This is a genomic window from Kitasatospora sp. NPDC101108, from assembly GCF_055584725.1.
Map to the genome: position 1 here is coordinate 1 of NZ_JBVJLM010000002.1, position 26314 is coordinate 26314.

Here is a 26314-nt window from a genome sequence, read left to right on the forward strand (position 1 = left end):
CACAACCAACCCCCACAGACAGCCAACCCACCCAAACCAGCGGGCACTTACTGTCCCACAACCACCCCAACCGACTTCGCCAGCAGAGTCGCCGGACCGACTTCCTGCGCAGCGACCGGGTTCACGCGGTGCGGCGCCGGTAGTAGGCGATGCCGAGGGCGATGGTGATCGGACCCCAGAGCGCCGCGGGGCCGATGCACACCCGGGCCAGCGCCTCCCACCACCCGTTGCTGAAGCCCACCTCGTCCAGCACCCCGATCCAGGCGAGCGGCTGGAGCCCGAACAGTCCGAACAGCACCAGCCCGCCCAGCAGCGTCGCGACGAGCGGCCCGAGCGGCGGCACCCGGCGCCCGTGCAGCAACGGCACCCAGCGCGGGAACGCCTCGCCCCACCCGCTGACCAGCCCCAGGGTGAGCAGCGCCAGCCCCTCGGTGACGAGGCTCAGCGCGAAGACGTACGGGGTGGCCCACCAGGTGAGGGGCGGCCGGCCCGGCTCGACCGTGCCCATCGTGAAGTCGAAGGCGAACGGCAGCCGCCACAGACAGTGCGGCAGCAGGACGAACGGTAGGGCCTTGGCGAGGCGCAACGCCCAACGGGGGACGGGGCGTTCGGTGTCACCGACCGGGATGTTCTTCAACATGCCTCCACCCTCGCCGCGACCGCCCCGCCCCCACCTCGACCGCAGGGCCGAACCGCCTCCCCCGGCAGAGCCAGTCAGGCATGCGCCGGCAGGCTTACGTGCCCCCGCCCGGTCACCGCGTCATCCGGACGTCATCCGACCGTCTTCGCGGCCCGGGCGGCGCGCTCGGCGAACACCTGCTCGCGGCGGTCGGCGGTCTGCTTCATCATCCGCTTGCGGTCGCGGGCGGAGAGCCGGTCGATGTAGAGGCCCCCGTTCAGGTGGTCGGTCTCGTGCTGGAGGCAGCGGGCGAAGTAGCCGGTGCCCTCGATCGTCACGGGCTCGCCGTGCTGGTCGACACCGCGCACCACCGCGCGGGCCGGGCGGGCGAGCCGGGTGTTGGCTCCGGGTACGGACAGGCAGCCCTCGACGTCCTCGATCAGCGGGCGGCCGGGGTCCTGCTCCTCGACCACCGGGTTGAGCACGTGCCCGACGTGCCGGACGCCGTCGTCGTCGGGGCAGTCGTAGACGAACAGGCGCAGGTCCACGTCGACCTGGTTGGCGGCGAGTCCGCAGCCGTCGGCGACGTACATGGTGGCGAACATGTCGTCGATCAGCCGGGCCAGGCGATCGCTGCCGAAGTCCTCCTCGGTCGCCGTGCGGCAGGTGCGGCGGAGGATCTCCTCCCCCACCTCGGTGATCCGTAGGACGGTCGTACGTTCGCGCGACTCGGACACTGTCGCTCCCCCTCATCTCGATGGCCTTGCTCGACGGACTTTGCTCGCTGGACTTGCTGTCGACTTTGCAAAGTAGCAGACTTTGCAAAGTGACCGAAGACATCGTCAGAACCGGCGCCCTCCGCGAGCACGCCGTCCGCACCGCGCTGCTGGACCTGCTCGCCGAACGCGGCACCCTCACCTCCACCGAGGCCGCCGCCCGACTCGGGTACAGCTCCGGCCTGTGCTCCTTCCACCTGCGACAGCTCGCCCGGTACGGAGTGATCGAGGAGGCCCCGGCCACCGACGGCCGCGCCCGGCCGTGGCAACTGGCCCAGGCCCAACCGCCTGCGGCCGGCGACGAGTTCGGCGAGCTGGCCCGCGGCCTGGAGGACGAGAGCTACCGGCACTGGCTCGCCCGGCGCGCCGAAGCCCCGGCCGAGTGGCAGCAGGACGAGGCGTTCAGCGCCGTCGTCCACCTCACCCCCGAGGAGCTGACCGCCGTCGCGGACGCCGTGCGGCAGCTGCTCGCCCGCTACCGCGACCGGGACGCCGACCCGGGCGCGCGGCCCGCCGGGGCCCGTCCGGTCGCCGCCGTGGCCCGCCTGTTCCCCCTGCTCGACCGGTAGTCAGACCACCCGCGCCCTGGCCACCGCCCGGGCCGCCGGTCCCACCACCAGGCCCAGCGCCGCCCCCAGCACGACGCCCTGCACGCCGTCCCAGACGTCCTGCACGTCACAGGCCCGCCCGAGCGCCGGCACCGCGTACTGCAGCCCCGACACCGCGAACGGCAGCATCGCCGTACCCAGCAGCGCCACCGCCGCCCGCCGCCGGGTCCCGGCCAGGGCGGCCGCGAAGCCCACCGGCGCGTAGGTCGCCAGCTTGAGCTCGATGTGCCGCACGTGCAGCAGCTCGTACGGCGAACGCGGCCGGGCGCCCGCCACCGAGCAGTGCCGCGCGGCCTCCGCCGCGTGCCGGAGCACCGACGGCCGGAACGCCTCCGGCAGCAGCGTCGCCACGACCACCCCGCCGAGCCCGAGCAGCAGCAGGAAGCCCACCGCCCAGTGGGCCCGCAGCAGCCGCCCCACCGGCCGGTTGAGCAGGGCCGCCGGCACCAGCGAGAGCAGCAGCCCGGGCCAGAAGTTCGGCATCCCGCCGAGCACCGCACTGATCACGCCTCAACGGACGCCCCGAGCACCCGGTCGGTTCTACCCGACCGGAACGGGCGCCGGGTTCACTGGACGATCAGGTACCGCTGCTCGCTCCCCCCGCTCACGCAGGCCCCGGTGATCTGCGGCCCGCCGGAGCAGTCCCCCGGTCCCGAGGTGAAGACGGTCCAGATGTAGATGCCCGGCGTCTTCGGCGTGTAGGTCAGGTCCAGCCCGGCCTGCCAGGGGAGGTAGTCCCAGGTCGTGGCACCCGGGGCCAGCACGTTCACCGAGGAGTTGGTGCCGGCGCTCGCCCAGCTGAAGCTGACCGGCTGCCCGGCCCGGACCACCTGCTGGTCCTTCGGGAAGACCGGGATCGGGGCCGAGGGCGCGGACCTGACCGGGTTGACGCCCTGCTTGTCGTCGGCCTGGACGTTCAGGTAGCGGGTGGCGCTCCAGCCGCTGCCGATGCCGCCGTTGGAGGTGTTGGCGCCGACCACCGCCCACTGGTAGACCCCGGCCTCGGTCGGCTTGAAGGTGCAGTCGGCGGAGGTGAGCCAGCCGGAGGCCTGCCAGGGCTCGTTGCCGCGCTTGGTGAAGACCTTGGTCACCGCGCCGGTCCTGTCCCAGCTGAGCACCAGCGACCGGCCCAGCGTCAGGGTGTCCTTGTCGGCCGGGGTGAGCAGGCCGGGCGGGTGCGGGGTGCCGCCGGGTACGGCCGGTGGCGGGCCCTCGGTCGGGCCGGTGGCGGCGGCACCCGCACCGCCGGAGCCGCCCGCCGACCCGCCGGTCACGCAGTCCGGCGGGCTGCCGTCGTCCTTGGCGACCACGAAGCCGCCGGTGTCCAGTCCGGTGCTGCCGCCCCGGTCGCGCAGCAGGTACACCGGCACCATGACCGCCCCCGCGACCAGCGCCAGGGTGCTGGGCAGCAGCACCCACAGCCGTCGCGTCCGGCGCCGCCGGGCCGCCGCCCCCGCGGGTTCGGTCCGTGCCCAGCCGTCGGCCCCGTACGGACCGGCGCCCAGCAGGGTCGGCACCCGGGTGGAGGGGACGCGGCCGGGTGCCGCCGGCCCGGCCGCCGTCAGCAGCGGCGCCTCCGGCACCGCGGGCTTCACCCGCAGCGGCTCCGGCAGCCACGAGCCGGTCGGCCCGTCGTACCCGGGCGGCCCGAGCCGTTCCAGCAGCTGGGCGGGCGTGGGCCGGTCCTCGGGGCGGCGGGCCAGGCAGGCGGCGACGAGCGGGCGCAGCCCCTCGGGCACGCCGGTGAGGTCCGGCTCGGTGTGCATGATCCGGTAGAGCAGCACCTGCGGGTTGCCGCCGCCCCCGTAGGGGTCGGTTCCGGCGGCGTGGCAGAGCACCCGGCCCAGGCTGAACACGTCGCAGGCCGGACTGAGCGGTTCGCCGGCGATCTGTTCGGGGGCCATGTAACCGGGGGTGCCGATGACGGTCTGGGTGCGGGTGATCGAGGCGCCGTCGAGGGCGCGGGCGATGCCGAAGTCGATGACCCGCGGGCCGTCGTCGCCGAGCAGGACGTTGGAGGGCTTGAGGTCCCGGTGGACCAGCCCGACGGCGTGGATCGCCGCCAGGGCCTCGGCCAGCCCGGCGCCGAGCACCCGCAGCACCGGTTCGGGCAGCGGGCCGTGGGCGGCGACGGCCGCGTGCAGGGACGGGCCGGGGATGTAGGCGGTGACCAGCCAGGGCGGGTCGCCGTCCGGGTCGGCGTCGACCACCTGGGCGGTGTGGAAGCCGCCGACCCGCCGGGCGGCCTCCAGTTCCCGGGTGAAGCGCAGCCGGAACTCCGCGTCGGTGGCGAGGTCCCAGTGCACGCACTTGACCGCGACCAGCCGCCCGCCCGGCGAGCGCCCCAGGTACACGACCCCCATCCCACCGCTGCCGAGCCGGGCCAGCAGCCGGTAGCGGCCGCCGATCGTCGTCGGATCGGTGGGTCTCAACGCCTCCACGTCCACCCCCGGCGTGCGCGTTCCACGTTCCGCGGGGCACCCTCGTCGACCGACTGGGCGTCAACTGACCCGCCCCGCAGCCGGAATCATCTCAGCTGCGGGCGCGGCGGACCAGTTCACGAAGGCAAAAAGATCAGCGGGCCGTGGTCAACCTCAGTGCGGGATCGAGGAGATCAGCTCCTGGGCCCCCTGCCGCTTGAGCGCCAGGGCGACCGAGGTGCCGAGGTCCTCCGGGCTGAGCACGCCCGCCCACTCGTGGGCGTCCAGCACCCGCTTGCCGTCCGGGGTGAAGACCCGGCCGCGCAGCGAGAGCCGGCCGTCCGCCTCGGCCTTGGCGTAGCCGGAGATCGGGCTGTTGCAGTGGCCCTGCAGCACGTGCAGGAACATCCGCTCGGCCGCCGCCTCCCGCCAGGTGTCGTGGTGGCCGAGCCCGGTGACGGCCTCGATGGTGGCGGTGTCGTCCTCGCGGCACTGCAGGACGAGGATGCCGGCGCCGATCGGCGGGCACATCTCCTCGACGCCGAGGACCTCGGTGATCCGGGCCTGCTCGCCGATCCGCTCCAGGCCGGAGACGGCGAGCAGCAGCGCGTCGACGTCCCCGGCCGCCAGCTTGGCGAGCCGGCTGTTGGCGTTGCCGCGGATCGGGACGCACTCCAGCTGCGGGTGGGAGGCGGCGAGTTGGGCGACGCGGCGGACGGAGGAGGTGCCGATCCGGGTGCCGGGCGGGAGTTCGGCCAGGGTCAGGCCGCCGGGGTGGACGAGCGCGTCGCGGATGTCGTCGCGGCGCAGGTAGGCGGCGAAGACGGTGCCGGCGGGCAGCGGGCGGTCGGCGGGCACGTCCTTGAGGCAGTGCACGGCGACGTCGGCCTCCCCGGCGAGCAGCGCGGCGTCGACCTCCTTGGTGAACGCGCCCTTGCCGCCCAGCTGGGCGAGGTCGCCGGTCCAGCGGTCGCCCGAGGTGGTGACCGGCACCACCTCGGTGCGCAACCCCGGGTGCAGGGCGGCGAGTTCGGCGCGGACCCGGTCGACCTGGGCGAGCGCCATGGGTGACGAGCGGGAGACGATGCGGATCAGCTCAGCGGTGGCCATGGCGCGATGATAGGCGCTCGAACACCGGCGGTTGGCGGTGCGTCAGCCATGCGGCGGACGGCCGGGTGGCGAACCACCCGGCCGTCCCCGTCCTCCCGTGGCCGTCTCACTCGTTGTGCAGCACCTCGGCGATCGGCAGCCGGGCCGCCGAACGGGCCGGGACGAGCGCGCCGAGGACGGCGATCGCCACGCCGGCGAGGGCGAGTCCGGCGAGCAGCGGGGCGCCCCAGACGTCGATCATCGAGTCCGTGAAGGCGATGATCCGGACGTGCTCGACGATCAGCCGGTGCACCAGGATGCCGATCGGAATGCCGATGATCCCGCTGGCCGCGCCCTGCCAGGCCACCGAGGTGATCGTCATCGTGACGACCTGCCGGGGCGTCATCCCGATCGACTTCAGCATGCCGAGGTCGCGGCGGCGCTCCCGGACCGTGAGCAGCAGGGTGTTGAAGACGCCGAGCGCGGCGACCACGGAGAGCAGGACGGTGAAGGTCGTGCTGAAGGTCTTGATCGCGACGACGGGCCCTTCCGTGTCCGGCACCACCACCGAGGCCGACAGGCTGGGGTCGGCGTCCGTGACGGCCTTCCGGTAGGCCGCGGCATCGGCGCCCGCGGCGAGCTTCACGTCGTACTCGACCACGTGCGGATCGGGGGTGAGCAGGGCCCGGGTGGCGTCGTTGGAGGTGATCGCGTTGGCGTTGCCCTGGATCTCCTTGCCGACGATGGTGACGGTGGTCTGCCGCCCCTCCAGCACCAGGGTGACCCGGTCGCCGAGCTTGAGCCCGTGCTGGTCCAGGAAGGCCGGCCCGGCCTCGATCTCGTTCAGCCCGGTCGCCGGGCGGCCCTCGACCACGTTGAGCCGCCGGTGGTCGACCATGGCGTCGCCGCCGTAGAAGTCCGCGAAGACGAGTTGGGGCTGGCCGAGGATGCCGACCCGGACCAGGCCGCGGACGGACACCTGCTCGGCGCCGGGGGTGGTGTGCAGCATCGCCGTGGTCTGCTCCGGGGTCAGCCGGGGGGCGATCTTGTGATCCGAGAAGGCGCTGGTCTGCACGTCGATGTGGGTGCCGCGGTCGGGCGCGGCCATGGACTTGGCCAGGGTGCTGCTCACCCCGGTGGTCACGGTCACGGTGACCACGCCGAGCACGATCGCCGCCATGGTCAGCGCGGTGCGGGCCGGGCGGGCGAAGGGCTGGCCGAGGCCGAGGCTGACGGCGCGCGGCAGCCGGGTGCCGCTCAGCCGGCGCTGGATCTTGAGGCCACGCCCGGCGCGCGGGGCGCTGCCCGCCGAGATGGCCTGGGAGGCGGAGAGCCGGTGGGCGCGCGAGGCGGGGACGAGTGCGGCGAGGGCGACCAGCAGCGGGACGCTGACCAGGGTGGCCACGGGCAGCCAGCCCGCCGGTTCGATCACGGCGGTGCCGGTCGAGATGCCGGAGAACGCGGTTCGGAGGATCGGGGTCGCCGCCACCCAGCCGGCCGCCGTACCGAGGACGGTGCCGACGACCGCGGGCACCGACACCATGGTCAGGTAGACCGTGACCACCTGGCGAGGCGTGAAGCCGATCGACTTGAGCACCCCGATGTGCCGGTAGCCGGAGACCACCGCGCCGCTCACCACGTTGCCGACGATCAGCGCGGCGACGATCAGGCCGAGCACGCCGAAGACCGTCATCAGCGGCAAATAGGCGTCGGCGCCCGCCGAGAACGCCTGCTTGAGCACCAGGTAGGACTGCCCGCTCTCGACGGCGTCCTCGGGCAGGCCCTCGGTGGCGTGGGCGAGCGAGGCGGTGAGCTGCTGCTCCGTGGCCGCGTCGGTGAAGCGGTAGAGCATCTGCCGCCCGGTGGGATGCAGGGCGGCCGCCTGCTCGGGGGTGACCCAGCCGCCGGAGGACTGGCTCATGTCGGTCGCGAAGCCGACGACGGTGAGCTTCACCCCGGTGCTGGTGGTGAGCGGCGTGCCGACGAACCGGCTCGCGGCGCCGCCGCCCGGGTTGTCGATGACCACCTCGCCTGGCGCGGCGGCCCAGCGGCCGGCGAGGAGCCGCACCCGGTCCACCGGTCCGGCCGGGTCTGCCCGGCCGACCAGGGTCAGCGGGCCCGGCGGGCGGCCGATCCAGTCGGCGGGGATGGTCACCACGGCCTGGTCGAAGGGCCCGGCGGCCGCTTCCACGCCCGGCCGGTGGGCGGTGGCGGCCAGTTGCTCCGCCGAGGCCCTGGCCGGGTCGAACAGGGCGGTGATGTGCGCGCCGCGCTCGGCCTCGAAGGCGTCGTCGAACGGGGCCCGGGCGGCGCTGATCACCGCGAGGGCGAGCAGCACGGTCGCGGTGGAGCAGAAGACGACCAGGCCGATCACGATGGTCTGCACCCGGCGGCGCTTCACGGCCGCCCGCGAGGCCCGCCACACGGCACCGCTCATGCGCCCACCTCGCCGCGCTCGGCGGGCGCTGCGCGCAACCCGCACCTCTCGATGGTTCGCTCACTCCGCTCGCTCACGACGAGGCCTCCAGCATCCGCTCGCGCGCCACCCTGCCGTCCGCGACCTCGACCAGCCGGCTGGCGCAGCGGGTGGCCAGGTCGGGGTCGTGGGTGACGATCAGCAGGGTCTGCCCGATCTGGTTGAGGTCGATCAGCAGGTCCATCACCTGCTCGCCCGAGCGGCTGTCCAGCGCGCCGGTCGGCTCGTCGGCGAGCAGCAGCGCCGGGCGGTTCATCAGGGCGCGGGCCACCGCGACCCGCTGACGCTCGCCGCCGCTGAGCGTGGCCGGGTAGACGTCCTTGCGGTGTGCGACGCCGAGTTCGTCCAGCAGCTCCAGCGCCCGGCGGCGGGCCTGCTTGGCCGTGGTGCCGGTCAGCTGGGCCGCGAGGGCGACGTTGTCGAGGGCCGGGAGGTCGTCGATCAGGTTGAAGAACTGGAAGATCATGCCGATGTTGCGGCGGCGGAAGAGCGCCAGCCCGTTCTCGTTCAGCCCGCCGAGGTCCTGCCCCTGCACCCGGACGGTGCCGGAGGTGGGCCGGTCCAGCCCGGCCACCATGTTCAGCAGGGTGGACTTGCCGCACCCCGAGGGGCCCATCACGGCGACCGCCTCGCCCGCCCTGATCCGCAGGTCGACGCCGTCGAGCGCCTTGGCGTCGCCGAACTCCTTGTGCACCCCGGACAGCTCGACGACGAAGGGCGCGTCGTCGGGCCGGGTGGTCCCGTCGTGGTCGTTGCTCATGGTCGACGACGGTAGGCGCGCCGGCCGGGGCCGGTCGTCCCACCCGGGGTGTAACCGCAGGTCGCCGTAGTACCGGGGATGTACGGAGGCGGCACCCCCGGATGATGTCGATCAAGCTCCCGCCTGGGAAGCTGGCGCCGTGTGGGGAACAGGGACGGACTGGATCGCGGTGGCGGTGGCGGTGGCGGGCACGGCCTGCGCCGGCGCCGGCTGGCTGGGCGTCGCGCTGGTGCGGGCGCGCCGGCTGTACCGGGCGGCCATCGGCGAGCGCGGCTGGCTGCTGGAACGCGAGCGGGAGAGCGCCGCGAGCGCCGCCGTGGACGCCGAACGGGCGCGGATCGCCTCGGAGTTGCACGACATCGTGAGCCACAACGTGAGCCTGATGGTGGTGCAGGCCGGGGCCGCCCGCGAGGTGCTGGCCACCATGCCGGAGGAGGCGGCGGCCGCGATGGGCGCGGTCGAGGCGGCCGGGCGGGACGCGATGACCGAACTGCGGCACCTGCTCGGCCTGCTGGCCCCGGCGGCGGACGGCGGCGAGGAGCCGGAGCCGGAGGGCTTCGCCCCGCAGCCGAGCCTGAGCCGGCTGAGCCCGCTGATCGACCGCTTCGCCTTCGCCGGGCTGCCGGTGGAGGTGCGGATCTCCGGGGAGCCGCGGCCGTTGCCCGGCGGGATCGACGTGACGGCGTACCGGATCGTCCAGGAGGCGCTGACCAACGCCCTCAAGCACGGCGACGGGGTGACGGCGGAGGTGACGGTGCGGTACGCGGACCGCTCCCTGCGGGTGGAGGTGCTGAACAGCGGCCCCAGCGTGCTCTCCGGCTCGTCCGCCCCCGCGTCGAAGCAGGCGGACGGCGCCGGGCGCGGGCTGCTCGGCCTGCGCGAGCGGGTCGCGGTGTACGGCGGGGACTTCGACGCCCGGCGCCGGCTCGGCGGCGGCTACCGGGTGCGCGCCCGCATCCCGCTGGACCGACCGTGACGGAGGGGACCGTGGAAGAGACCGAACAGCGCCGCCCCCGGGTGGTGATCGCCGACGACCAGGAGCTGGTCCGCACCGGCTTCCGGATGATCCTCACCGCCCGCGGCATCGACGTGGTCGCCGAGGCGTCGGACGGCGCCGAGGCGGTGGCCGCCGCCGTCCTGCACCGGCCCGACGTGGCCCTGCTGGACATCCGGATGCCGACCATGGACGGCCTGGAGGCCGCCCGCCGGATCCTGGCCCAGGTGCCCGACTGCCGGGTGATCATGCTGACCACCTTCGACCTGGACCACTACGTGTACGCGGCCCTGTCCGCCGGGGCCAGTGGCTTCCTGCTCAAGGACGTCACCTCGGCCCACCTCGCCGCCGCCGTACGGCTGGTGGACACCGGTGACGCCCTGCTCGCCCCGTCGATCACCCGCCGGCTCGTCGAGCGCTTCGCGACCGGCGCCCCGCACCCGGCCGCCCGCCGCGCCGACTCGCCGCGGCTGCACCGGGACCTCGCCCCGCTCACCCCGCGCGAGGTGGAGGTGCTCGGACTGCTCGGACGGGGGCTCTCCAACACCGAGTTGGCGGTCGAACTGACTCTCAGCGAGTCGACGGTGAAGACCCACGTGGCCCGGATCTTCGCCAAGTTGAACCTGCGCGACCGGGCCCAGGCGGTGGTGCTCGCCTACGAGACGGGCCTGGTCGCACCGGGCGCCAACGGTTGACCGTCAACTTCGTGCACTGTCCAGTGAATTCAGCTGACAATCGCACCTCTCACTCGTTAGGGGGAAGCACTGCCGGACTTCACATTTTTGCCAGTTCATGGGGCAACATCTGGATGTCCTCGCCCGGACCACCGGATACCGGTTCGGGCGGCATCACCCCGCATGACGAAGACCATTGGACAGGCCCGTGACCACCACCGCCCCCGTGTGGGAGTGCCCCTTCCACCACACCGACGGCCTGGAGTTCGACCCCCTCCTCAAGCGGCTGCTCACGGAGGCCCCGATCGCCAGGATCCGACTGCCGTACGGCGAGGGCGAAGCCTGGCTGGCCACCCGCTACGAGGACGTCAAGCTGGTCACCACCGACCGCCGGTTCAGCCGCGCCGCCGGCATCGGCCGCGACCTGCCCCGGATGACGCCCGCCACCATCGCCCAGGCGGAGTCGATCAACCTGATGGACCCGCCCGAGCACAACCGGCTGCGCCGCCTGGTCGCCCAGGGCTTCACCAACCGCCAGGTCGAGCGGATGCGCCCGGCCACCCAGCGGATCGTGGACGGCTACTTCGACGAGATGGAGGAGCACGGCGCCCCGGCCGACCTGGCGCGGTTCCTCTCCGCCCGGCTCCCGCTCACCACCATCTGCGAGGTGCTGGAGATCCCCGAGCCGGACCGCGACCGGCTGCGCGGCTGGGCCGTCGCGATGATGCGGATGGGCCCGGGCAGCCGCGAGGGCCAGGAGGAGGCCAAGGCCGGGCTGCGCGCCTACTTCACCGCGCTCACCGCCGAACGCCGCGCCCACCCCGGCGAGGACCTGATCAGCGCGCTGGCCACCGCCCGCGACGGCGACGACCTGCTGGACGCCGACGAGCTCGCCGTGATGGCGATGGTCCTGCTGGTCACCGGCCACGACACCAGCACCTACCAGCTCAGCAACATCGCCTACACCCTGCTCACCCACCCCGAACAGCTCGCGAAGCTGCGCGCCCGGCCGGAGACGCTGCCGCAGGCCCTGGAGGAGCTGCTGCGCTTCATCCCGTTCCGCCAGGGCCCCGGCATCGCCCGGGTCGCCACCGAGGACGTCGAACTGGGCGGGGTGCTGATCCGGGCCGGCGACGCCGTGCACGTCTCCTACCTGACCGCCAACCGGGACCCAGCGGCCTACGAGCGCCCCGACGAGCTGGACCTCGACCGCGCCGCCGGGCCCGTCAACATGACCTTCGGCCACGGCCAGCACCGCTGCCTCGGCTCGCACCTCGCGCTGATGGAACTCCAGGTCGCCATCGGCACCCTGCTGCGGCGCTTCCCCCGACTGCGGCTCGCCGTCGACCCGTCCGAACTCGACTGGAACTCCGGCTCGATCTGGCGCTTCCCGCGCACCCTGCCGGTCGCCTGGTAGCCACTCCCCTCGACACACCGTTCCCGCACCGGGGAGACCCACGCCATGGCCACACTCTGCCGCCCCGCGATCGCCGTACCCGAGCACGTCATCACCCTCGACGAGACCCTCGAACTGGCTCGCACCCTGCACGCCGGACACCCACAACTCGGCCTGGCCCTGCGGCTGATCGAGAACACCGGGGTGCGGACCCGGCACCTGGTCCAGCCGATCGAGCAGACCCTCACCCACCCGGGCTTCACCGTCCGCAACCAGGTGTACGAGCGGGAGGCCAAGCTCCGCGTCCCCGAGGTGGTCGAACGCGCCCTCGCCCATGCCGACTTGGGCGCCCCGGACATCGACCTGATCATCTACGTGTCCTGCACCGGCTTCATGATGCCGTCGATGACCGCCTGGCTGATCAACACCATGGGCTTCCGCTCCGACACCCGCCAGGTGCCGATCGCCCAGCTCGGCTGCGCCGCCGGCGGCGCCGCCGTCAACCGCGCCCACGACTTCTGCCGCGCCTACCCGGGCGCCAACGTGCTGATCGTCGCCTGCGAGTTCTGCTCCCTCTGCTACCAGCCGACCGACCTCGAAGTCGGCTCGCTGCTCTCCAACGGCCTGTTCGGTGACGCCGTCGCCGCCGTGGTGATGCGCGGGCACGGCGGCAGCGGGGTGCACATCGAACGCAACGGCTCGCACCTCGTCCCGGACACCGAGGGCTGGATCTCGTACGGGGTCAAGGACACCGGCTTCCACTTCCAGCTGGACAAACGGGTGCCCGGCACCATGGAGATGCTCGCCCCCGCGCTGCGCACCCTGGCCCAGCAGCACGGCTGGGACGTCTCCGGGCTGGGCTTCTACATCGTGCACGCCGGCGGCCCGCGCATCCTGGACGACCTCTGCCGCTTCCTCAACCTGGAACCGGAGAAGTTCCGTTACAGCCGGGCCACCCTGACCGAGCGGGGCAACATCGCCAGCGCCGTCGTCTTCGACGCCCTCGCCCGGCTGTTCGCCGACGGCGGCGCCCCCGAGGGCACCCCAGGCCTGATCGCCGGCTTCGGACCGGGAATCACCGCCGAGATCTCCCTGGGCAGTTGGGTCGACGCCGCCCCCGACCCGGCGCTCCGGCGCCCGCGCTCCGTCTCCACCTCCGACATCGCCCTCGTCAACCAGGGCGTCCCCCACCGTTTCCCGGCCGGCACTACGATCACCGAATGACCGACACCACGGACCGTACCGACCCCTCGGCCAGAGCCGCCGAACTCGCCGTTCTGTTCCCGGCCTTGCACGCGCCGCAGTACTGGGCCTGGGGGCGCTACGACGCCCTGTTCTCCACCGAGCTGCCGCCGGACGAGCTGGTCACCAACATCCACCTGGTCGGGTTCGCGGACGGCGACGTGGTGCTGTGCCGCGACGACCGGGACCACTGGTTCCTGCCCGGCGGCACCCGGGAGCGGGACGAGTCCGTCGCGGCCTGCCTGGAGCGCGAGCTGCGGGAGGAGGCCGGCGCCCGGCTGCTCGGCGAGCCCGGCTGGCTCGGCGCGCACCGCTGCCACACCGAGGACGCGGTGCCGTACCGGCCGTGGCAGCCGCACCCGGACAAGGCCTGGCTGTGGGGCTGGGGCGAGGTCGAGCTGGACTCGACGCCGACCAACCCGGCGGACGGCGAGCAGGTGGTCGAGGTCCGGGCCGTCCCGGCGGCCGAGGCGCAGCGGCTGCTGCTCACCGGGCACGACGCCTGGTGGGGCGAGCTGATCGGGCTGGCGGTGGAGCTGCGGCGGCGGGCCGGGCTGGGGTAGTCCCGCGTATTCCGGCAGCCGCCAAAGATCACTGGAACGGCGGAACACCGAGGCGCATTGTCCGTTTTGCGGTGGTAGCACGGAACCATGAACCCCAAGCTGCTGGCCGTGGACTACCCGGTGCTCAACATCTTCTGGACGATGCTGGAGCTGTTCCTCTGGATCCTCTGGTTCTTCCTGCTCTTCAAGATCATCACGGACATCTTCCGCAGCCACGACCTGAGTGGCTGGGGCAAGGCCGGCTGGCTGGTCCTGGTGATCATCCTGCCGCTGATCGGTGTCCTCGCCTACCTCATCGCCCGCGGTCAGGGCATGGGCAAACGGGACCTCGAACAGGCCCGACAGGCCGACGAGGCGCTCCGGGCGTACATCCGGGACGCCGCCGGCCCGGCCGAGGGCGGTGGCGGGGGTGGTGGTGTCGCCGGAACCGGCAGTGGCGTCGGTGGCGTCGGTGGCCGCAGCCACGTCGAGGACCTGGCGAAACTGGCGGACCTGCGGGACCGGGGCGCCATCTCCGACGAGGAGTACCAGAAGGCCAAGGACCGACTGCTGGTGTGACCGGGCGGTACGGCACGGCCGGGGCCGGTGGGCAGCGCGCCCACCGGCCCCGGCCGTGCCGGTTCGGTCCGTCCGCTCAGCGGCGTCCGGAGCGCCGGTCCTTCGAGCCGCCGGAGCCGCCGCCGGCCAGGCCGGCCCGGCGCAGCGCGTCCGCCATGGCGCTGTTCGCCGGGGCGCCGCCGCCGAAGCCGACCCGGTCGCCGCGGTCGCCACCGCCACGCCGGTCCTCGCCGCCCTGGCCGCCCTGGCCGCCCTGGCCGCGGTCGCGCCGGTCCTGGCCGCCGCCGCGCCGCTCCTGGCGCGGCGGGCGGGCCTGCCGGTCCCCGCCACGGTCTCCCCCACGGTCGCCGCGCTCGCGGCCGACCTCGTCGTCCAGCCGCAGGGTGAGCCCGATCCGCTTGCGCGGCACGTCCACCGAGACCACCCGCACCTTGACGATGTCGCCGGGCTTGACCACCTCGCGCGGGTCCTTGACGAAGTTCCGCGACAGCGCCGAGACGTGCACCAGCCCGTCCTGGTGGACGCCCACGTCGACGAAGGCGCCGAACGCGGCGACGTTGGTGACCACGCCCTCCAGCACCATGCCGACCTCCAGGTCGCCGATCTTGTCGACGCCCTCCTTGAAGACGGCGGTGCGGAAGGCCGGGCGCGGGTCCCGGCCCGGCTTGTCGAGCTCGCCGAGGATGTCGGTGACGGTCGGGATGCCGAAGGTGTCGTCGGCGAAGTCGGCCGGGCGCAGCGCCCGCAGCCGCTCGCCGTTGCCGATCAGCTCGCGCAGCTCCCCGCCGGTCGAGGCGAGGATGCGGCGCACCACCGGGTAGGCCTCGGGGTGCACGCTGGAGGCGTCCAGCGGGTCGTCGCCGCCGGGGATGCGCAGGAAGCCGGCGCACTGCTCGAAGGCCTTCGGGCCGAGCCGGGAGACGTCCTTGAGCTGCTTGCGGGTGCGGAACGGGCCGTTGGCGTCGCGGTGGGCGACGATGTTGTCGGCCAGCGTCGCGGTGATGCCGGAGACCCGGGTAAGCAGCGGCGCCGAGGCGGTGTTGACGTCCACGCCGACGGCGTTGACGCAGTCCTCGACCACGGCGTCCAGCGAGCGGGAGAGCTTCACCTCGCTCAGGTCGTGCTGGTACTGGCCGACGCCGATCGACTTGGGGTCGATCTTGACGAGCTCGGCCAGCGGGTCCTGGAGGCGGCGGGCGATCGAGACCGCGCCGCGGATCGACACGTCCAGGTCCGGCAGTTCCTGCGAGGCGAACGCGGAGGCCGAGTAGACCGAGGCGCCGGCCTCGCTGACCATCGCCTTGGTGAGCTTCAGCTCGGGGTGGCGCTTGAGCAGGTCCTCGGCGAGCTTGTCGGTCTCCCGGGAGGCGGTGCCGTTGCCGATCGCCACCAGGTCGACGTCGTGCTTCTTCGCCAGCGCGGCCAGGGTGGCCAGGGCGGCGTCCCACTTGTTGGCGGGCTGGTGCGGGTAGATGGTCTCGTGCGCGACGACCTTGCCGGTGGCGTCGACCACGGCGACCTTCACCCCGGTGCGGAAGCCCGGGTCCAGGCCCATGGTGGCGCGGGTGCCGGCCGGGGCGGCGAGCAGCAGGTCGCGCAAATTGGCGGCGAAGACGCGCACCGCCTCGTCCTCGGCCTCGGCGCGCAGCCGGGCACGCAGGTCGATGCCGAGGCGCACCAGGATGCGGGTGCGCCAGGCCCAGCGGACGGTGTCGCCGAGCCACTTGTCGGCCGGGCGGCCGCGGTCGGCGATGCCGAAGCGGGCGGCGATGCGCTGCTCGTAGTCGTTCTCGCCGGGCAGGTCGCCCTCGGACTCACCGTCGTAGGGCGACAGTTCGAGGTCGAGCACCTCCTCCTTCTCGCCGCGCAGCATGGCCAGGATGCGGTGCGAGGGGAGCTTGGTGTACGGCTCGGCGAAGTCGAAGTAGTCGGCGAACTTGGCGCCGTCGCCCTCCTTGCCGTCGCGGACCTTCGCGACCAGGCGGCCGCGGGTCCACATCCGCTCGCGCAGCGAGCCGACCAGGTCGGCGTCCTCGCCGAAGCGCTCGACCAGGATCGCCCGGGCGCCCTCCAGGGCCGCCGCGCCGTCCGCGACCGACTCGTTGAGGTACCGGGCGGCGAGTGCGGCCGGGTCCTGGGTCGGGTCGGCGAGCAGGGTGTCGGCCAGCGGCTCCAGCCCGGCCTCGCGGGCGATCTGCGCCTTGGTGCGGCGCTTGGGCTTGAAGGGGAGGTAGATGTCCTCCAGCCGGGCCTTGGAGTCGGCGGCCAGCACCTGGGCGCGCAGCGCGTCGTCCAGCTTGCCCTGGGACTCGATCGACTCCAGGACGGCCGCCCGCCGTTCCTCCAGCTCGCGCAGGTAGCGCAGCCGCTCCTCCAGGGTGCGCAGCTGGGCGTCGTCCAGCGAGCCCGTGACCTCCTTGCGGTAGCGGGCCACGAACGGCACGGTCGAGCCGCCGTCGAGCAGTTCGACCGCAGCCTTCACCTGCCCCTCGCGGACGCCCAGTTCCTCGGCGATCTTGCGCTCGATCGCCTGCTGGGCCTGCCGGGCCACCTGTTCGACTGGCGTGGTCACGAAGCCGGTCACCTTCTCCTTCAGTGCTTTCGCCGTACGCCCTGCATTCTGGCAGGTGCCGGTGACGCCCACCGGTCGCACCCGGGGCGGCGGGCGTGGCGTGCTCTCCCCCGCCGACGACCGACGGGTGACGGGCGGGTGGCGCCGTGGTGGCCGGCGGCTGGAGCTCGGCCGGACCCCGTACCGATCGAAGTCGTGTGCGCAGTTCGCGAATCCGGGTGATCCCCGGCGATCCGCGCTGTACGCTGCCGGGCATGTGCGCTGCCGCCCGGATGCACCCCGATGAACCGGTCGTCGACGCGGCCCTGGTACGGCGGTTGATCTCCGCCCAGTTCCCGCAGTGGGTGGGCCTTCCGGTCACGCCCGTCGGGTCCGCCGGGACGGACAACGCGATGTTCCGGCTGGGGCCCGAACTCGCCGTCCGGCTGCCCCGGGTGGAGTGGGCCGCCGGGGACGTCCGCCGCGAACACCAGTGGCTGCCCCGGCTGGCACCGCGGTTGCCGCTGCCCGTGCCCGCCCCGCTGGCCGTCGGCCGCCCCGCCGCGAACTACCCGTGGGAGTGGTCGGTGGTGCGCTGGCTCGACGGCGTCAATCCGGCGGTCGGGGTGCTCGCCGCACCCGAGGCGCTGGCCCGCGACCTGGCCGGCTTCGTCAACGCCCTGCGCGCCCTCAACCCCGCCGGTGCCCCGGCCGGCCACCGCAGCGTGCCGCTCGCCTCCCGGGACGGCGCGACCCGCGCGGCGATCGCCCAGCTCGCCGGCACGATCGACACCGCGGCCGCAACCGCCCTGTGGGACAAGGCGCTCCGCCTCCCCGAGTACTCCGGGCCGCCGGTCTGGATGCACGGCGACCTCACCCCGGGCAACGTGCTGCTCAACAGATCCGGCCGGCTCGCCGCCGTCATCGACTTCGCCCTGATGGGCGTCGGCGACCCCACCGCCGACCTGATCCCCGCCTGGAACCTGCTCCCCGCCTCCGCCCGCCCCGCCTTCCGGGCCGCCCTGCGCGCCGACGACGCCATGTGGGCCCGTGGCCGGGCCTGGGCCTTCTCCATGGCCCTGGTGACGATCCCGTACTACCGCCACACCGACCCGGCGCTGACCGCCAACGCCCGCCACGTCGTCCGCGAGGTGCTCGCCGACCGCAGCGTCTAGGACGCCACCGCCAGCGCCAGCAGGTGGCCCACCAGGGGGCTCCGGTCGTCGGCGCGCCAGGCGAGGGCGGAGTGGGTGCGGGCGCTGCCGGGATCGACCGGGCGGAAGGCGACGCCCCGCAGCCGGATCCGGCGGATGCTCGCCGGGGCCAGCGAGACCCCGAGGCCGGCCCGGACCAGGGCGCACACCGTCTGCCACTCCACCGCGTGCTGCCCGATCCGCGGGGTGAAGCCCGCCCAGGCGCACAGGCCGGTGATCCGGTCGTACAGCGGCGGCCCCTCCTCCCGGGGCAGCAGCACGAACGGCTCGTCCGCCAACTGCCCCAGCCGGACGGTCCGTTGCGCCGCCAGCTGGTGGTGCGCGGGGAGGACGGCGACGAAGGGCTCGCTGAGCACCGTCCGGAAGCGCAACTCCGGCGCGTCGGCGGGCGGTTCGCGCAGCAGGCCGACGTCGATGCGGCCCTCGCGCAGGGCGGCGAGCTGCGGGGCGCCGGTCATCTCCCGTACGTCCAGCCGCACACCGGGGTGGCGGTCCCGGAAGCCGCGCAGCAGCCCGGGCAGGACGGTGAGGGCCAGCGAGGCGGAGAACCCGATCCGCAGCCGGCCCGCCTCGCCGCTGCCGACGGCCCGGGCCGCGGCCAGCCCCTCCGCGAGCTCCCCCAGGGCCCGGCGCGCGGCGGGTAGGAGTTCGCGCCCGGCCGGGGTCAGGGTGACGCCGCCGGGCGCCCGGCGGAACAGCGGGTGGCCGATCTTCTCCTCCAGCCGGCGGATCTGCTGGCTCAGCGGCGGCTGGGCGACGCCGAGGCGGGCGGCGGCCCGACCGAAGTGCAGCTCCTCGGCGAGCACGACGAAGGCGTGCAGCTGCGGCAGGGGGAGTTCGGGGCGTTCCATACCGCCAGGGATATCAGACGGGCGCCGAAGGAGTATTGGACGTATCCCCGCAGGCCACCTAGCGTTCGGCGCATGACGGAGCGACGCGCGGTACTCAGCGGTTCCACCTTCGAGGAGCAGATCGGCTACGCCCGTGCCGTGGTCGACGGCGACTGGGTGCACGTGTCCGGCACGACCGGCTTCGACTACACCACCATGACCATCGCCGAGGACGTGGTGGAGCAGGCCGAGCAGTGCCTGCGCAACATCGGGTCCGCACTGGCCGAGGCCGGCAGCGGCTTCGCCGACGTGGTGCGGGTGCGCTACCTGCTGCCCGAGCGCGCGGACTTCGAGCCCTGCTGGCCGGTCCTGCGCCGCTGCTTCGGCGACGTCCGCCCGGCCGCGACGATGCAGGTGTGCGGCCTCGCCGACCCCCGGATGCGGATCGAGATCGAGGTCACCGCCCGGCGTCCGGCGCCGGGGGATCCCAGCTGATCCACCGCCACCGAACCCGCCGTCCGCGCTCGTTGCTATGGTTCTCCCCGCCACTACGGGCAGGGGAGCGGACTTGGCACGGAGCGTCATCGACGTCAGGGTGAGCCGGCGGGTGCTGTGGATCGGCGGGGACGCGTACCCGCTGCAGCACATCGCCCGGGCGCGGCAGTTGGTGTGGTGGCCGCCCAAACGCTCGCGGACGGTCATCAGGTTCGTCCGTCAGGTGTTCGGGCTGCTGTTCGCCGTCAGCCTCCTCGGCGCGCTCACCCACAACTCGACGGACCAGGCACAGGCGGCCGCCGTCCCGGGCGTGCTGCTGCTGGCCGGCTTCGCGTTCTGCCTCTACCGGCTCGTCACCCGGCTGCGGCAGAAAGCGGTGTACAAGCTGGTCATCGAGACCTCGAACGCCGCGACGACCGCCGTGGTGAGCCACAACTCCTGGCAGATCACCAACCTGATCCAGCTGATCATGGAGGCGATCGACAACCCCCAGGCGGAGTTCGCGCTCCAGGTCGAGAACCTCCACGTCGGCGACAAGATCACCCAGTACGGCGACCACAACACCGGAAAGCGGGTCGGACTGTGAGCAACTCCTTCCACTTCGGCGACTCGGTCACCCAGCACGGCGACCACAACATCGGCATCATCAAGAACCAGGGCCCAGTCGACCCGAAGGCCGCCCTGGGCGAACTCGTCACCGCCGTCCGACAGTTGCGCGAGCAGGTCCCGGCCGAGGACCGGGAGGTGCTGGACGAGTCGCTGGAGGCCATCGGCGACGGCTCCGAAGCCTCGCCGTCCACCCTGCGGCGGGCGCTGCGCAACATCTCCGGGGTGGCCTCGCTGGTCCGGGCGGGCGCGCCGGTGGTGGAGTCGGTCCGGCGGATCCTGGACTCGCTCAACTCCTGATATTCATACCGGGTCAGAAACCTGGCCTGGTCAAGACCGGCTGTTAGCCTGGCGCCCATGAGCGAGCGAAGCGAGCGAATCAAGAGAAGGTGCGTGTCCCGCTCATCGGCTGCCGAGCACAGCGAGGCGGGCGCATGAGCGGTCTGCGGGAGCGCAAGAAGGAACGGACGCGACGGGCCATCTCCGAGGCGGCCATCGCGCTCTTCCTGGAGCACGGGTTCGACCAGGTCCCGGTGGCGGACGTCGCGGCCGCCGCCGAGGTCTCCAAGCCGACCCTGTTCAGCTACTTCGCCAGCAAGGAGGACCTGGTCGTCCACCGCTTCGCCGACCACCAGGAGCAGGCGGCGGACGTGGTCCGGAGCCGGGCCGACGGCGAGACGGCGCTCGACGCGCTGCGCCGGGACTTCCTGGACGGCCTCGCCCGGCACGACCCGGTCACCGGCCTCAACGACCACCCCCAGGTCCTGGCCTTCACCGCCCTGGTCCACGGCACCCCCAGCCTGACGGCCAGGGTCAGCGCCTACGTGGCCCGCGCCGAACAGTCCCTCGCCGACGCCCTGCGCGAGGCCGGCGACCTCACCCCGCCGCACGAGCTCACCGCCCAGCTGCTGGCCGCCCAGGTCACCGCCACCCAACGCGTCCTCGCCCTGCACAACTGGCGCCGCATCCACGAGGGCGGCCGCACCGCCGACGAGCTCCATCCCGAGGCCGCCGCCGAGGCCGACCGCGCTTTCGAGCTCCTCGCCCGGGGATACACGCCCGACGCCGGTGGCTAGAGTGCCGCACATGTCAACGCGTCACATCGAGTTCGAGGCCCTGCACAACTTCCGCGACCTGGGCGGCTGTTCGGCCGCCGACGGACGGACCGTCCGCCGGGGCCTGCTCTACCGCTCCGACTCGCTCGGCAAGTCCTCCCCCGCCGACCTGGAGAAGCTCCGGGCCCTCGGCGTGCGGACCGTGATCGACCTGCGCTACGACTGGGAGATCGCCGCCAAGGGCCGGGTCCCCGACTTCGAAGGGCTGGACTTCCACAACCTCTCGATCGAGCACCGCCCGTACGACCAGGCCTCGATCGACCCGGAGCTCGACCCCTGGCGCTACCTCGCCGACCGCTTCGCCGAGGTCGCCGAGGACGGTGTGAAGGAGATCCGGCAGACCCTGGAGGTGATCACCGACGCGAAGGCCCCGGTGGTCTTCCACTGCATGTCCGGCAAGGACCGCACCGGCCTGATCGCCGCCCTGGTGCTCACCCTGCTCGGCGTCGCCGAGGACGACATCGCCGCCGACTTCGCCCTCACCGAGCACGCCACCCCGCACCTCGTCGCCGACTGGCACGCCGCCCACCCCGGCCGGACCCTCCGCTGGCCCGGCTACGGCCGCGCGCCGGAAACCGTCATCCGCCTCGCCCTCGCCGACCTCGCCGCCCGCTACGGCTCCGTCGAGGCCTACCTCACCCGCACCGTGGGCTTCGACCGCACCCGGATCGACGCCCTGCGGTCACGGTTGCTGACCGACTGACCACGTGTGGCGGGTTGTCGGGGCCGGGCCCACGGCCCGGCAGCCGCGGCGCGCTCCTGCCGGCAGCGCGTTCCTACCGGCGGCGCCTTCCTGCCAACAGCGCGTTCCTACCGGCGGCGGGGGCGGCCGGGGCGGTTGCCGTCCTGCGGGCGGCGGGGGCCGCTGCGGGGCTTGCGCTCGCCGGCGGTGGCAGCCGGGGCGGATTCGGGCCAGTGGGCGGGGCGGGTGAGGCCGGCCGGGAGCCGGGTGGTGGCGTCGCCGCGGGCGGCGTCGAGCTGGGCCTGGGTGAGGAAGAGGGCTGTGGTGAGGTCGGCGCCGGCGAGGTCGGCGTCGCGCAGGTCGGCGCCGATGAGGTCGGCGAGGCGCAGGTCGGCGCCGGAGAGGTCGGCGGCGACGAGGAGGGCGCCGCGCAGGTTGGCGCCCTGGAGGTCGGCTCCGCGCAGGCGGGCGCCGAAGAGGTCGGCGCCGCGGTGTTCGCGGCGGCGGGGGACGGCGGCCCGGACGAGTTCACCGGCGCGCAGCAGCAGTTCGCTGATCCGCCGGCGGTGGGCCGCGACGTCGACGGCGAGGATCTCCTCGGGGGTGCCGCCGGCGAGGCGGTCGGTCTCCGCCAGGGCCTGCCGCAGCTCGGCGTGGACGGGGGCGGCGGGGGCGAAGGTGAGCGCCTCGGTGAGGTACCGGAGCAGTTCGTGGAGCTGCCGCACGATCGGGAACACGTCGAACATCGGCTTGGCGCTGTCGGGTTCCTCGCGCCAGCTGACCCCGCCGAAGGTGACCTGGGAGACCCGCTGTCCGGCGCCGAAGCAGTCGTAGACGGTGCAGCCCTGGAAGCCGCTGTCGCGCAGCCGGGCGTGGATGCCGCAGCTGAAGTCCGTCCGCAGGTTGCGGCAGGGGCTGCCGGCGGCCTTGTTGACGGCGAAGTCGGTGCCCGCGGCGAAGGGCAGGGCGACACAGCAGAGACCGAAGCAGTTGCCGCAGTCGGACCGGAGCGGGGTCGGCTCGGCCGCCGTGGGGTCCTGCGGCGGCACGGTCTCGCTCACGGTCCGGGTCCTCTCACCTGCTGGCTGCCTTGAACCGGAAATCCTACTGGGCAGGGCCACCCTCCCGCCGGTAAGGTCTGAACTGCAGAGGAGACCATTACTTACGGGGGTACCATGCCGCAGTCGAACGTCACCGAGCTGGTCCTGATGTGGATCAGCGGCTGGGTCGCCTCCCGGGGCGCCGCGGATCCGGTGGAGCGGCCCTGGGGCTGGACCATCGACGTCGGCGCGCCGGCCGGGGAGGTGGGGCGGCACGTGCTGCCCGAGCCGACCGAGGCCGAGGTCCGCAAGCTCGCCGAGGCGACCACCGCGCCGGCCACCTGGCTGAAGCTGTTCGCCGAGGACGACACCGTACGGCGCTGGCTGGGCCCGCAGTGGCGGCTGGACCAGCCGGGCTTCCTGATGACCGCCCCGCTCACCCCCGAACGGCCCGCCGTACCGGACGGCTACACCCTGACCACCTGGGCCCGCGGCGGCGTCCTGCGCGCCCTGGTGCGCGACGAGGAGGGGCGCCTCGCCGCCCGCGGCCAGGCCGGCCTGGCCGGCGCGGTGGCCGTGCCGGACCAGATCGTCACCGCGCCCGACCACCGCCGCCGGGGCCTGGGCTCGGTGGTGATGCGGGCCCTCCAGTCCGGCGCGCACGAGGCGGGCGCCCGCACCGGGGTGCTGGTCGGCACGGCGGCCGGCCAGGCGCTCTACACGGCGCTCGGCTGGACCACCCGCGCCCCGATGGCCAGTCTGGTCCTCGAAGCGGGGAACCCCGGGCAGAACTCCCTGGACTAGGGCCTGCCCGGCGGAACTCGGCGCGCCCGGCAAGAACCGCCGGACAGGCCGTACGGCCTACGGGTACGGCAGCAGTTCCGGCCGCTTCGGCGGGCGGCCGTCGCCGGAGGAGCGGCCGGTGAGGCGGCGGCCGATCCACGGGCCGAGGTGGGCACCCAGCCAGCGGGCGTCCGAGCGCAGCTTCTCGGCGCGGCCGGGCGGGGCGGCGGCGGGCAGCGGGGCGCGCCAGTCGGTGGCGGCGGGGCGGCCGAGTGCCTCCAGCACGCCCTCGGCGACCCGGCGGTGGCCCTCGGGCGACAGGTGCAGCCGATCCTCGGCCCAGAGCCGGCGGTCGTCGAAGCAGGGTGCGGAGAAGAGGTCGACGACGGCGAAGCCGTCCTGCTGCCCGAGTTCCTGCACGAAGGCCTTCATCCGCAGGATGGCGGGCAGCAGCCGGGCACTGCCGGCCAGCCGGCGGGTGGGGTCGGTGCTGGTGAACATCACGACGGTGGCGCCGGTGGCGCGCAGCTCGGCGGCGCAGCGGCCGAGCAGCCGCTCGACCCGGTCGACGTCGCAGCCGGGGCGCAGCACGTCGTTGAAGCCGCCGGCCAGGGTGACGAGTTCGGCGCCCATCCCGACGGCGGTGGGGAGCTGTTCGTCGTGGATCTGGCCGATGAGCTTGCCCCGGACGGCGAGGTTGGCGTACCGGAAGTCCGCAGCGCCTTCGGCCGCGAGCGCGGCGGCGACCCGGTCGGCCCAGCCCCGGTAGTGGCCGTCGGGATGGAGGTCGTCGCACATGCCCTCGGTGAAGGAGTCCCCGACGGCGACGTAGCTGGCGTAGCTGCGGCTGGTGGTGGGCACGGGCTGCCTCCGCTTTCCTGAGATGGCTCCGCGATCCGACGATCGTACGTGTGCACTTACCAACCAGTGCCGCGGGGGTCCGGTCGCTCATTCGCCGTCCACCGGACGTTTATCGGTCCGCGCCATCCTGGGACCACGGGGCGGCGGCCGGCGACGGGGGCCTTGCCGCCGCCCCACCACCGCCTTGCCGCGGCCCCACCACCGACCTGCCGCGGCCCCATCACCGCCTTCCGGCGGCTCCCGGAGGACTCAGCCCGGGACCACGGCCTTCGGCGCCGTGAACCAGTGCTCGCGCACCGCGTCGGTGGGCCGCTGCTCGCCCAGGGCGCCCAGCCCCCACTCCCCCAGCGCCTCGATCACCGGCCGCAGTTCGCGTCCGCGCTCGGTCAGCTCGTACACCGTCGCGTTGGCCGGCCGTTCCAGCCGCCGCCGCTCCGCCAGCCCTTCGCCCTCCAGCTGCTTGAGCCGGGCGGCGAGGATGTCGGTGGAGACGCCGGGCAGGTCGGCGTGCAGGTCGGTGTAGCGGCGCGGGCCGCCCAGGAGTTCACGGACGATCAGGAGGCTCCAGCGCTCCCCCACCGCGTCCAGGGCGCGGGCGACGGCGCAGTACTGGTCGTAGCTTCGGCGTGACATGGGGAACAGCATAGCCAAGAGGTTGGACTTTCCAAGTGCCAGCTTGGTAGAACAAAGCAGAAGCAACGGAGCGGTGGTGACGGTCGGGAGGCCGCAGATGGAGTTTCGGCAGTCCAGCAAGCTGAATGACGTGTGCTACGAGATCCGGGGCCCGGTGGTCGACCAGGCCAACGCCCTGGAGGAGGCCGGGCACAGCGTGCTGCGCCTGAACACCGGCAACCCGGCTCCGTTCGGCTTCGAGGCGCCCGAGGAGATCATCCAGGACATCATCCGCAACCTGCCCTCGGCGCACGGCTACAGCGACTCCCGGGGCATCCTGCCGGCCCGGCGCGCGGTGGTGCAGTACTACCAGCAGCGCGGGGTCCAGGGCGTCGGCGTCAACGACGTCTACCTCGGCAACGGCGTCTCCGAGCTGATCCAGATGGCGGTCACCGCGCTGGTCGACGACGGCGACGAGGTGCTCGTCCCGATGCCGGACTACCCGCTGTGGACGGCGTCCGTCCGGCTGGCCGGCGGCAAGGCCGTGCACTACCTGTGCGACGAAGGGGCCGAGTGGTACCCGGACCTGGACGACATCGCCGCCAAGATCACCGCCCGCACCAAGGCGATCGTCGTCATCAACCCCAACAACCCCACCGGCGCGGTCTACCCGAAGGAGCTCCTGGAGGGCATCCTCGACCTGGCCCGCCGCCACCAGCTGATGGTGCTGGCCGACGAGATCTACGACAAGATCCTCTACGACGGCACCGAGCACCACTGCCTGGCCGCCCTCGCCGACGACGTGCTCACCCTCACCTTCAACGGCCTCTCCAAGGCCTACCGGGTGGCCGGCTTCCGCAGCGGCTGGCTGGTGGTCTCCGGCCCCAAGCAGCACGCCACCGACTACCTGGAGGGCCTGACCATGCTCTCCGGCATGCGGCTGTGCCCCAACGTGCCCGCGCAGTACGCGGTGCAGGCCGCGCTCGGCGGCCACCAGTCCATCAACGACCTGGTCCTGCCCGGCGGCCGGCTCACCGAGCAGCGGGACATCGCGGTCAAGGCGCTCAACGAGATCCCCGGCGTCAGCTGCGTCAAGCCCAAGGGCGCCCTGTACGCCTTCGCCCGGCTCGACCCGGCCGTGCACCGGATCGTCGACGACGAGCGCTTCGTCCTGGACCTGCTGCTGCGCGAGAAGATCCACGTCGTCCAGGGCACCGGCTTCAACTGGCCCCGCCCGGACCACTTCCGCTTCGTCACCCTCCCGCGCGCCGACGACCTGGAGACGGCGATCAACCGGATCGGACGCTTCCTGGCGACGTACCGGCAGGGCTGAGCGCCTGGGGCCTGTCC

Annotated in this window: 26 protein-coding genes and 1 pseudogene; 15 read left to right on the forward strand and 12 right to left on the reverse strand. The window is 73.5% G+C overall.

Annotated elements, in window-relative coordinates; translation table 11 throughout:
* Positions 1-121: 121 nt before the first annotated feature.
* Both ACZ6Z8_RS04675 and def read right to left on the reverse strand, forming a co-directional pair.
* Complete coding sequence (locus ACZ6Z8_RS04675; RefSeq protein WP_465606352.1) at positions 122-640, reverse strand: hypothetical protein; 519 nt, start codon at positions 638-640, stop codon at positions 122-124.
* 131 nt (positions 641-771) lie between these two features.
* Complete coding sequence (gene def / locus ACZ6Z8_RS04680; RefSeq protein ID WP_465606354.1) at positions 772-1356, reverse strand: peptide deformylase; 585 nt, start codon at positions 1354-1356, stop codon at positions 772-774.
* A gap of 89 nt (positions 1357-1445) precedes the next feature.
* On the opposite strand from def, the gene ACZ6Z8_RS04685 reads away from it, so the two are divergent.
* Positions 1446-1964: a winged helix-turn-helix domain-containing protein gene (locus ACZ6Z8_RS04685; protein ID WP_465606356.1), complete on the forward strand. Its 519-nt coding sequence runs from the start codon at positions 1446-1448 to the stop codon at positions 1962-1964.
* Here ACZ6Z8_RS04685 and ACZ6Z8_RS04690 read toward each other — a convergent pair whose 3' ends face one another.
* The 5 genes from ACZ6Z8_RS04690 to ACZ6Z8_RS04710 form a co-directional block, all read right to left on the reverse strand.
* Positions 1965-2510 (reverse strand): hypothetical protein, encoded by a 546-nt coding sequence (locus ACZ6Z8_RS04690; RefSeq protein WP_465606358.1) that lies wholly within the window; start codon positions 2508-2510, stop codon positions 1965-1967. It abuts the gene before it with no gap.
* Positions 2511-2569: 59 nt separating this feature from the next.
* Entirely contained in the window at positions 2570-4435 is a 1866-nt protein-coding gene (locus tag ACZ6Z8_RS04695) for a serine/threonine protein kinase (protein WP_465606360.1), read from the reverse strand.
* Positions 4436-4597: 162 nt separating this feature from the next.
* Positions 4598-5533, reverse strand: coding sequence for a hydroxymethylbilane synthase (hemC, locus tag ACZ6Z8_RS04700; RefSeq protein WP_465606361.1), 936 nt, complete (start codon positions 5531-5533; stop codon positions 4598-4600).
* Between the two features lie 106 nt (positions 5534-5639).
* The gene (locus ACZ6Z8_RS04705) at positions 5640-7949 is read right to left on the reverse strand and encodes an ABC transporter permease (RefSeq protein ID WP_465606363.1); all 2310 of its coding nucleotides are present in this window, start codon (positions 7947-7949) and stop codon (positions 5640-5642) included.
* A gap of 73 nt (positions 7950-8022) precedes the next feature.
* Entirely contained in the window at positions 8023-8748 is a 726-nt protein-coding gene (locus tag ACZ6Z8_RS04710; RefSeq protein ID WP_465606365.1) for an ABC transporter ATP-binding protein, read from the reverse strand.
* A 139-nt stretch (positions 8749-8887) separates the two neighbouring features.
* Between ACZ6Z8_RS04710 and ACZ6Z8_RS04715 the strand changes: the two genes are divergently transcribed.
* From ACZ6Z8_RS04715 to ACZ6Z8_RS04740, 6 genes are all read left to right on the forward strand, one after another.
* Positions 8888-9724 carry a sensor histidine kinase gene (locus tag ACZ6Z8_RS04715; RefSeq protein ID WP_465606367.1) on the forward strand — a complete coding sequence of 279 codons (837 nt, stop codon included), beginning with the start codon at positions 8888-8890 and terminating at the stop codon, positions 9722-9724.
* Positions 9725-9735: 11 nt separating this feature from the next.
* Positions 9736-10437 (forward strand): response regulator, encoded by a 702-nt coding sequence (locus ACZ6Z8_RS04720; RefSeq protein ID WP_465606368.1) that lies wholly within the window; start codon positions 9736-9738, stop codon positions 10435-10437.
* A 187-nt stretch (positions 10438-10624) separates the two neighbouring features.
* Positions 10625-11833 (forward strand): cytochrome P450, encoded by a 1209-nt coding sequence (locus ACZ6Z8_RS04725; protein ID WP_465606370.1) that lies wholly within the window; start codon positions 10625-10627, stop codon positions 11831-11833.
* A 45-nt stretch (positions 11834-11878) separates the two neighbouring features.
* Positions 11879-13036, forward strand: coding sequence for a type III polyketide synthase (locus tag ACZ6Z8_RS04730; protein ID WP_465606372.1), 1158 nt, complete (start codon positions 11879-11881; stop codon positions 13034-13036).
* Positions 13033-13617, forward strand: coding sequence for an NUDIX hydrolase (locus ACZ6Z8_RS04735; protein ID WP_465606374.1), 585 nt, complete (start codon positions 13033-13035; stop codon positions 13615-13617). Before ACZ6Z8_RS04730 ends, ACZ6Z8_RS04735 begins: the two co-directional genes overlap by 4 nt.
* A gap of 87 nt (positions 13618-13704) precedes the next feature.
* On the forward strand, positions 13705-14175 hold the full coding sequence (locus tag ACZ6Z8_RS04740) for an SHOCT domain-containing protein (RefSeq protein WP_465606376.1): 471 nt from the start codon (positions 13705-13707) through the stop codon (positions 14173-14175).
* Between the two features lie 76 nt (positions 14176-14251).
* On the opposite strand, the gene ACZ6Z8_RS04745 is transcribed toward ACZ6Z8_RS04740, so the two are convergent.
* Positions 14252-16747 carry a Tex family protein gene (locus tag ACZ6Z8_RS04745; RefSeq protein WP_465606378.1) on the reverse strand — a complete coding sequence of 832 codons (2496 nt, stop codon included), beginning with the start codon at positions 16745-16747 and terminating at the stop codon, positions 14252-14254.
* Between the two features lie 254 nt (positions 16748-17001).
* Here ACZ6Z8_RS04745 and ACZ6Z8_RS04750 point away from each other — a divergent pair, with 254 nt between their 5' ends.
* Positions 17002-17901, forward strand: coding sequence for an aminoglycoside phosphotransferase family protein (locus ACZ6Z8_RS04750; protein WP_465606379.1), 900 nt, complete (start codon positions 17002-17004; stop codon positions 17899-17901).
* On the opposite strand, the gene ACZ6Z8_RS04755 is transcribed toward ACZ6Z8_RS04750, so the two are convergent.
* The gene (locus ACZ6Z8_RS04755; protein WP_465606381.1) at positions 17898-18791 is read right to left on the reverse strand and encodes a LysR family transcriptional regulator; all 894 of its coding nucleotides are present in this window, start codon (positions 18789-18791) and stop codon (positions 17898-17900) included. The two genes, ACZ6Z8_RS04750 and ACZ6Z8_RS04755, sit on opposite strands and share 4 nt — an antisense overlap.
* Before the next feature lie 72 nt (positions 18792-18863).
* On the opposite strand from ACZ6Z8_RS04755, the gene ACZ6Z8_RS04760 reads away from it, so the two are divergent.
* The 5 genes from ACZ6Z8_RS04760 to ACZ6Z8_RS04780 all read left to right on the forward strand — a co-directional run bounded on the left by ACZ6Z8_RS04760 (position 18864) and on the right by ACZ6Z8_RS04780 (position 21689).
* Positions 18864-19265: a RidA family protein gene (locus ACZ6Z8_RS04760; protein ID WP_465606383.1), complete on the forward strand. Its 402-nt coding sequence runs from the start codon at positions 18864-18866 to the stop codon at positions 19263-19265.
* A 73-nt stretch (positions 19266-19338) separates the two neighbouring features.
* Positions 19339-19851, forward strand: coding sequence for a DUF6232 family protein (locus tag ACZ6Z8_RS04765; protein WP_465606384.1), 513 nt, complete (start codon positions 19339-19341; stop codon positions 19849-19851).
* Complete coding sequence (locus ACZ6Z8_RS04770) at positions 19848-20171, forward strand: hypothetical protein (protein ID WP_465606386.1); 324 nt, start codon at positions 19848-19850, stop codon at positions 20169-20171. The genes ACZ6Z8_RS04765 and ACZ6Z8_RS04770 overlap by 4 nt, the downstream gene beginning before the upstream one ends.
* 134 nt (positions 20172-20305) lie before the next feature.
* Positions 20306-20947 (forward strand): TetR/AcrR family transcriptional regulator, encoded by a 642-nt coding sequence (locus ACZ6Z8_RS04775; protein WP_465606388.1) that lies wholly within the window; start codon positions 20306-20308, stop codon positions 20945-20947.
* Between the two features lie 10 nt (positions 20948-20957).
* Entirely contained in the window at positions 20958-21689 is a 732-nt protein-coding gene (locus ACZ6Z8_RS04780; RefSeq protein WP_465606390.1) for a tyrosine-protein phosphatase, read from the forward strand.
* Between the two features lie 107 nt (positions 21690-21796).
* On the opposite strand, the gene ACZ6Z8_RS04785 is transcribed toward ACZ6Z8_RS04780, so the two are convergent.
* The gene (locus tag ACZ6Z8_RS04785) at positions 21797-22729 is read right to left on the reverse strand and encodes a pentapeptide repeat-containing protein (protein WP_465606392.1); all 933 of its coding nucleotides are present in this window, start codon (positions 22727-22729) and stop codon (positions 21797-21799) included.
* A 114-nt stretch (positions 22730-22843) separates the two neighbouring features.
* Here ACZ6Z8_RS04785 and ACZ6Z8_RS04790 point away from each other — a divergent pair, with 114 nt between their 5' ends.
* Positions 22844-23512, forward strand: coding sequence for a GNAT family N-acetyltransferase (locus ACZ6Z8_RS04790; RefSeq protein WP_465606394.1), 669 nt, complete (start codon positions 22844-22846; stop codon positions 23510-23512).
* A 57-nt stretch (positions 23513-23569) separates the two neighbouring features.
* On the opposite strand, the gene ACZ6Z8_RS04795 is transcribed toward ACZ6Z8_RS04790, so the two are convergent.
* Both ACZ6Z8_RS04795 and ACZ6Z8_RS04800 read right to left on the reverse strand, forming a co-directional pair.
* Positions 23570-24352, reverse strand: a complete 783-nt coding sequence (locus ACZ6Z8_RS04795) for an SGNH/GDSL hydrolase family protein (protein ID WP_465606396.1) — start codon at positions 24350-24352, stop codon at positions 23570-23572.
* 270 nt (positions 24353-24622) lie between these two features.
* Positions 24623-24985, reverse strand: a pseudogene (locus ACZ6Z8_RS04800) (winged helix-turn-helix transcriptional regulator); the annotation flags it as partial.
* Positions 24986-25082: 97 nt separating this feature from the next.
* On the opposite strand from ACZ6Z8_RS04800, the gene ACZ6Z8_RS04805 reads away from it, so the two are divergent.
* Complete coding sequence (locus ACZ6Z8_RS04805) at positions 25083-26297, forward strand: pyridoxal phosphate-dependent aminotransferase (protein WP_465606398.1); 1215 nt, start codon at positions 25083-25085, stop codon at positions 26295-26297.
* Positions 26298-26314: the final 17 nt, after the last annotated feature.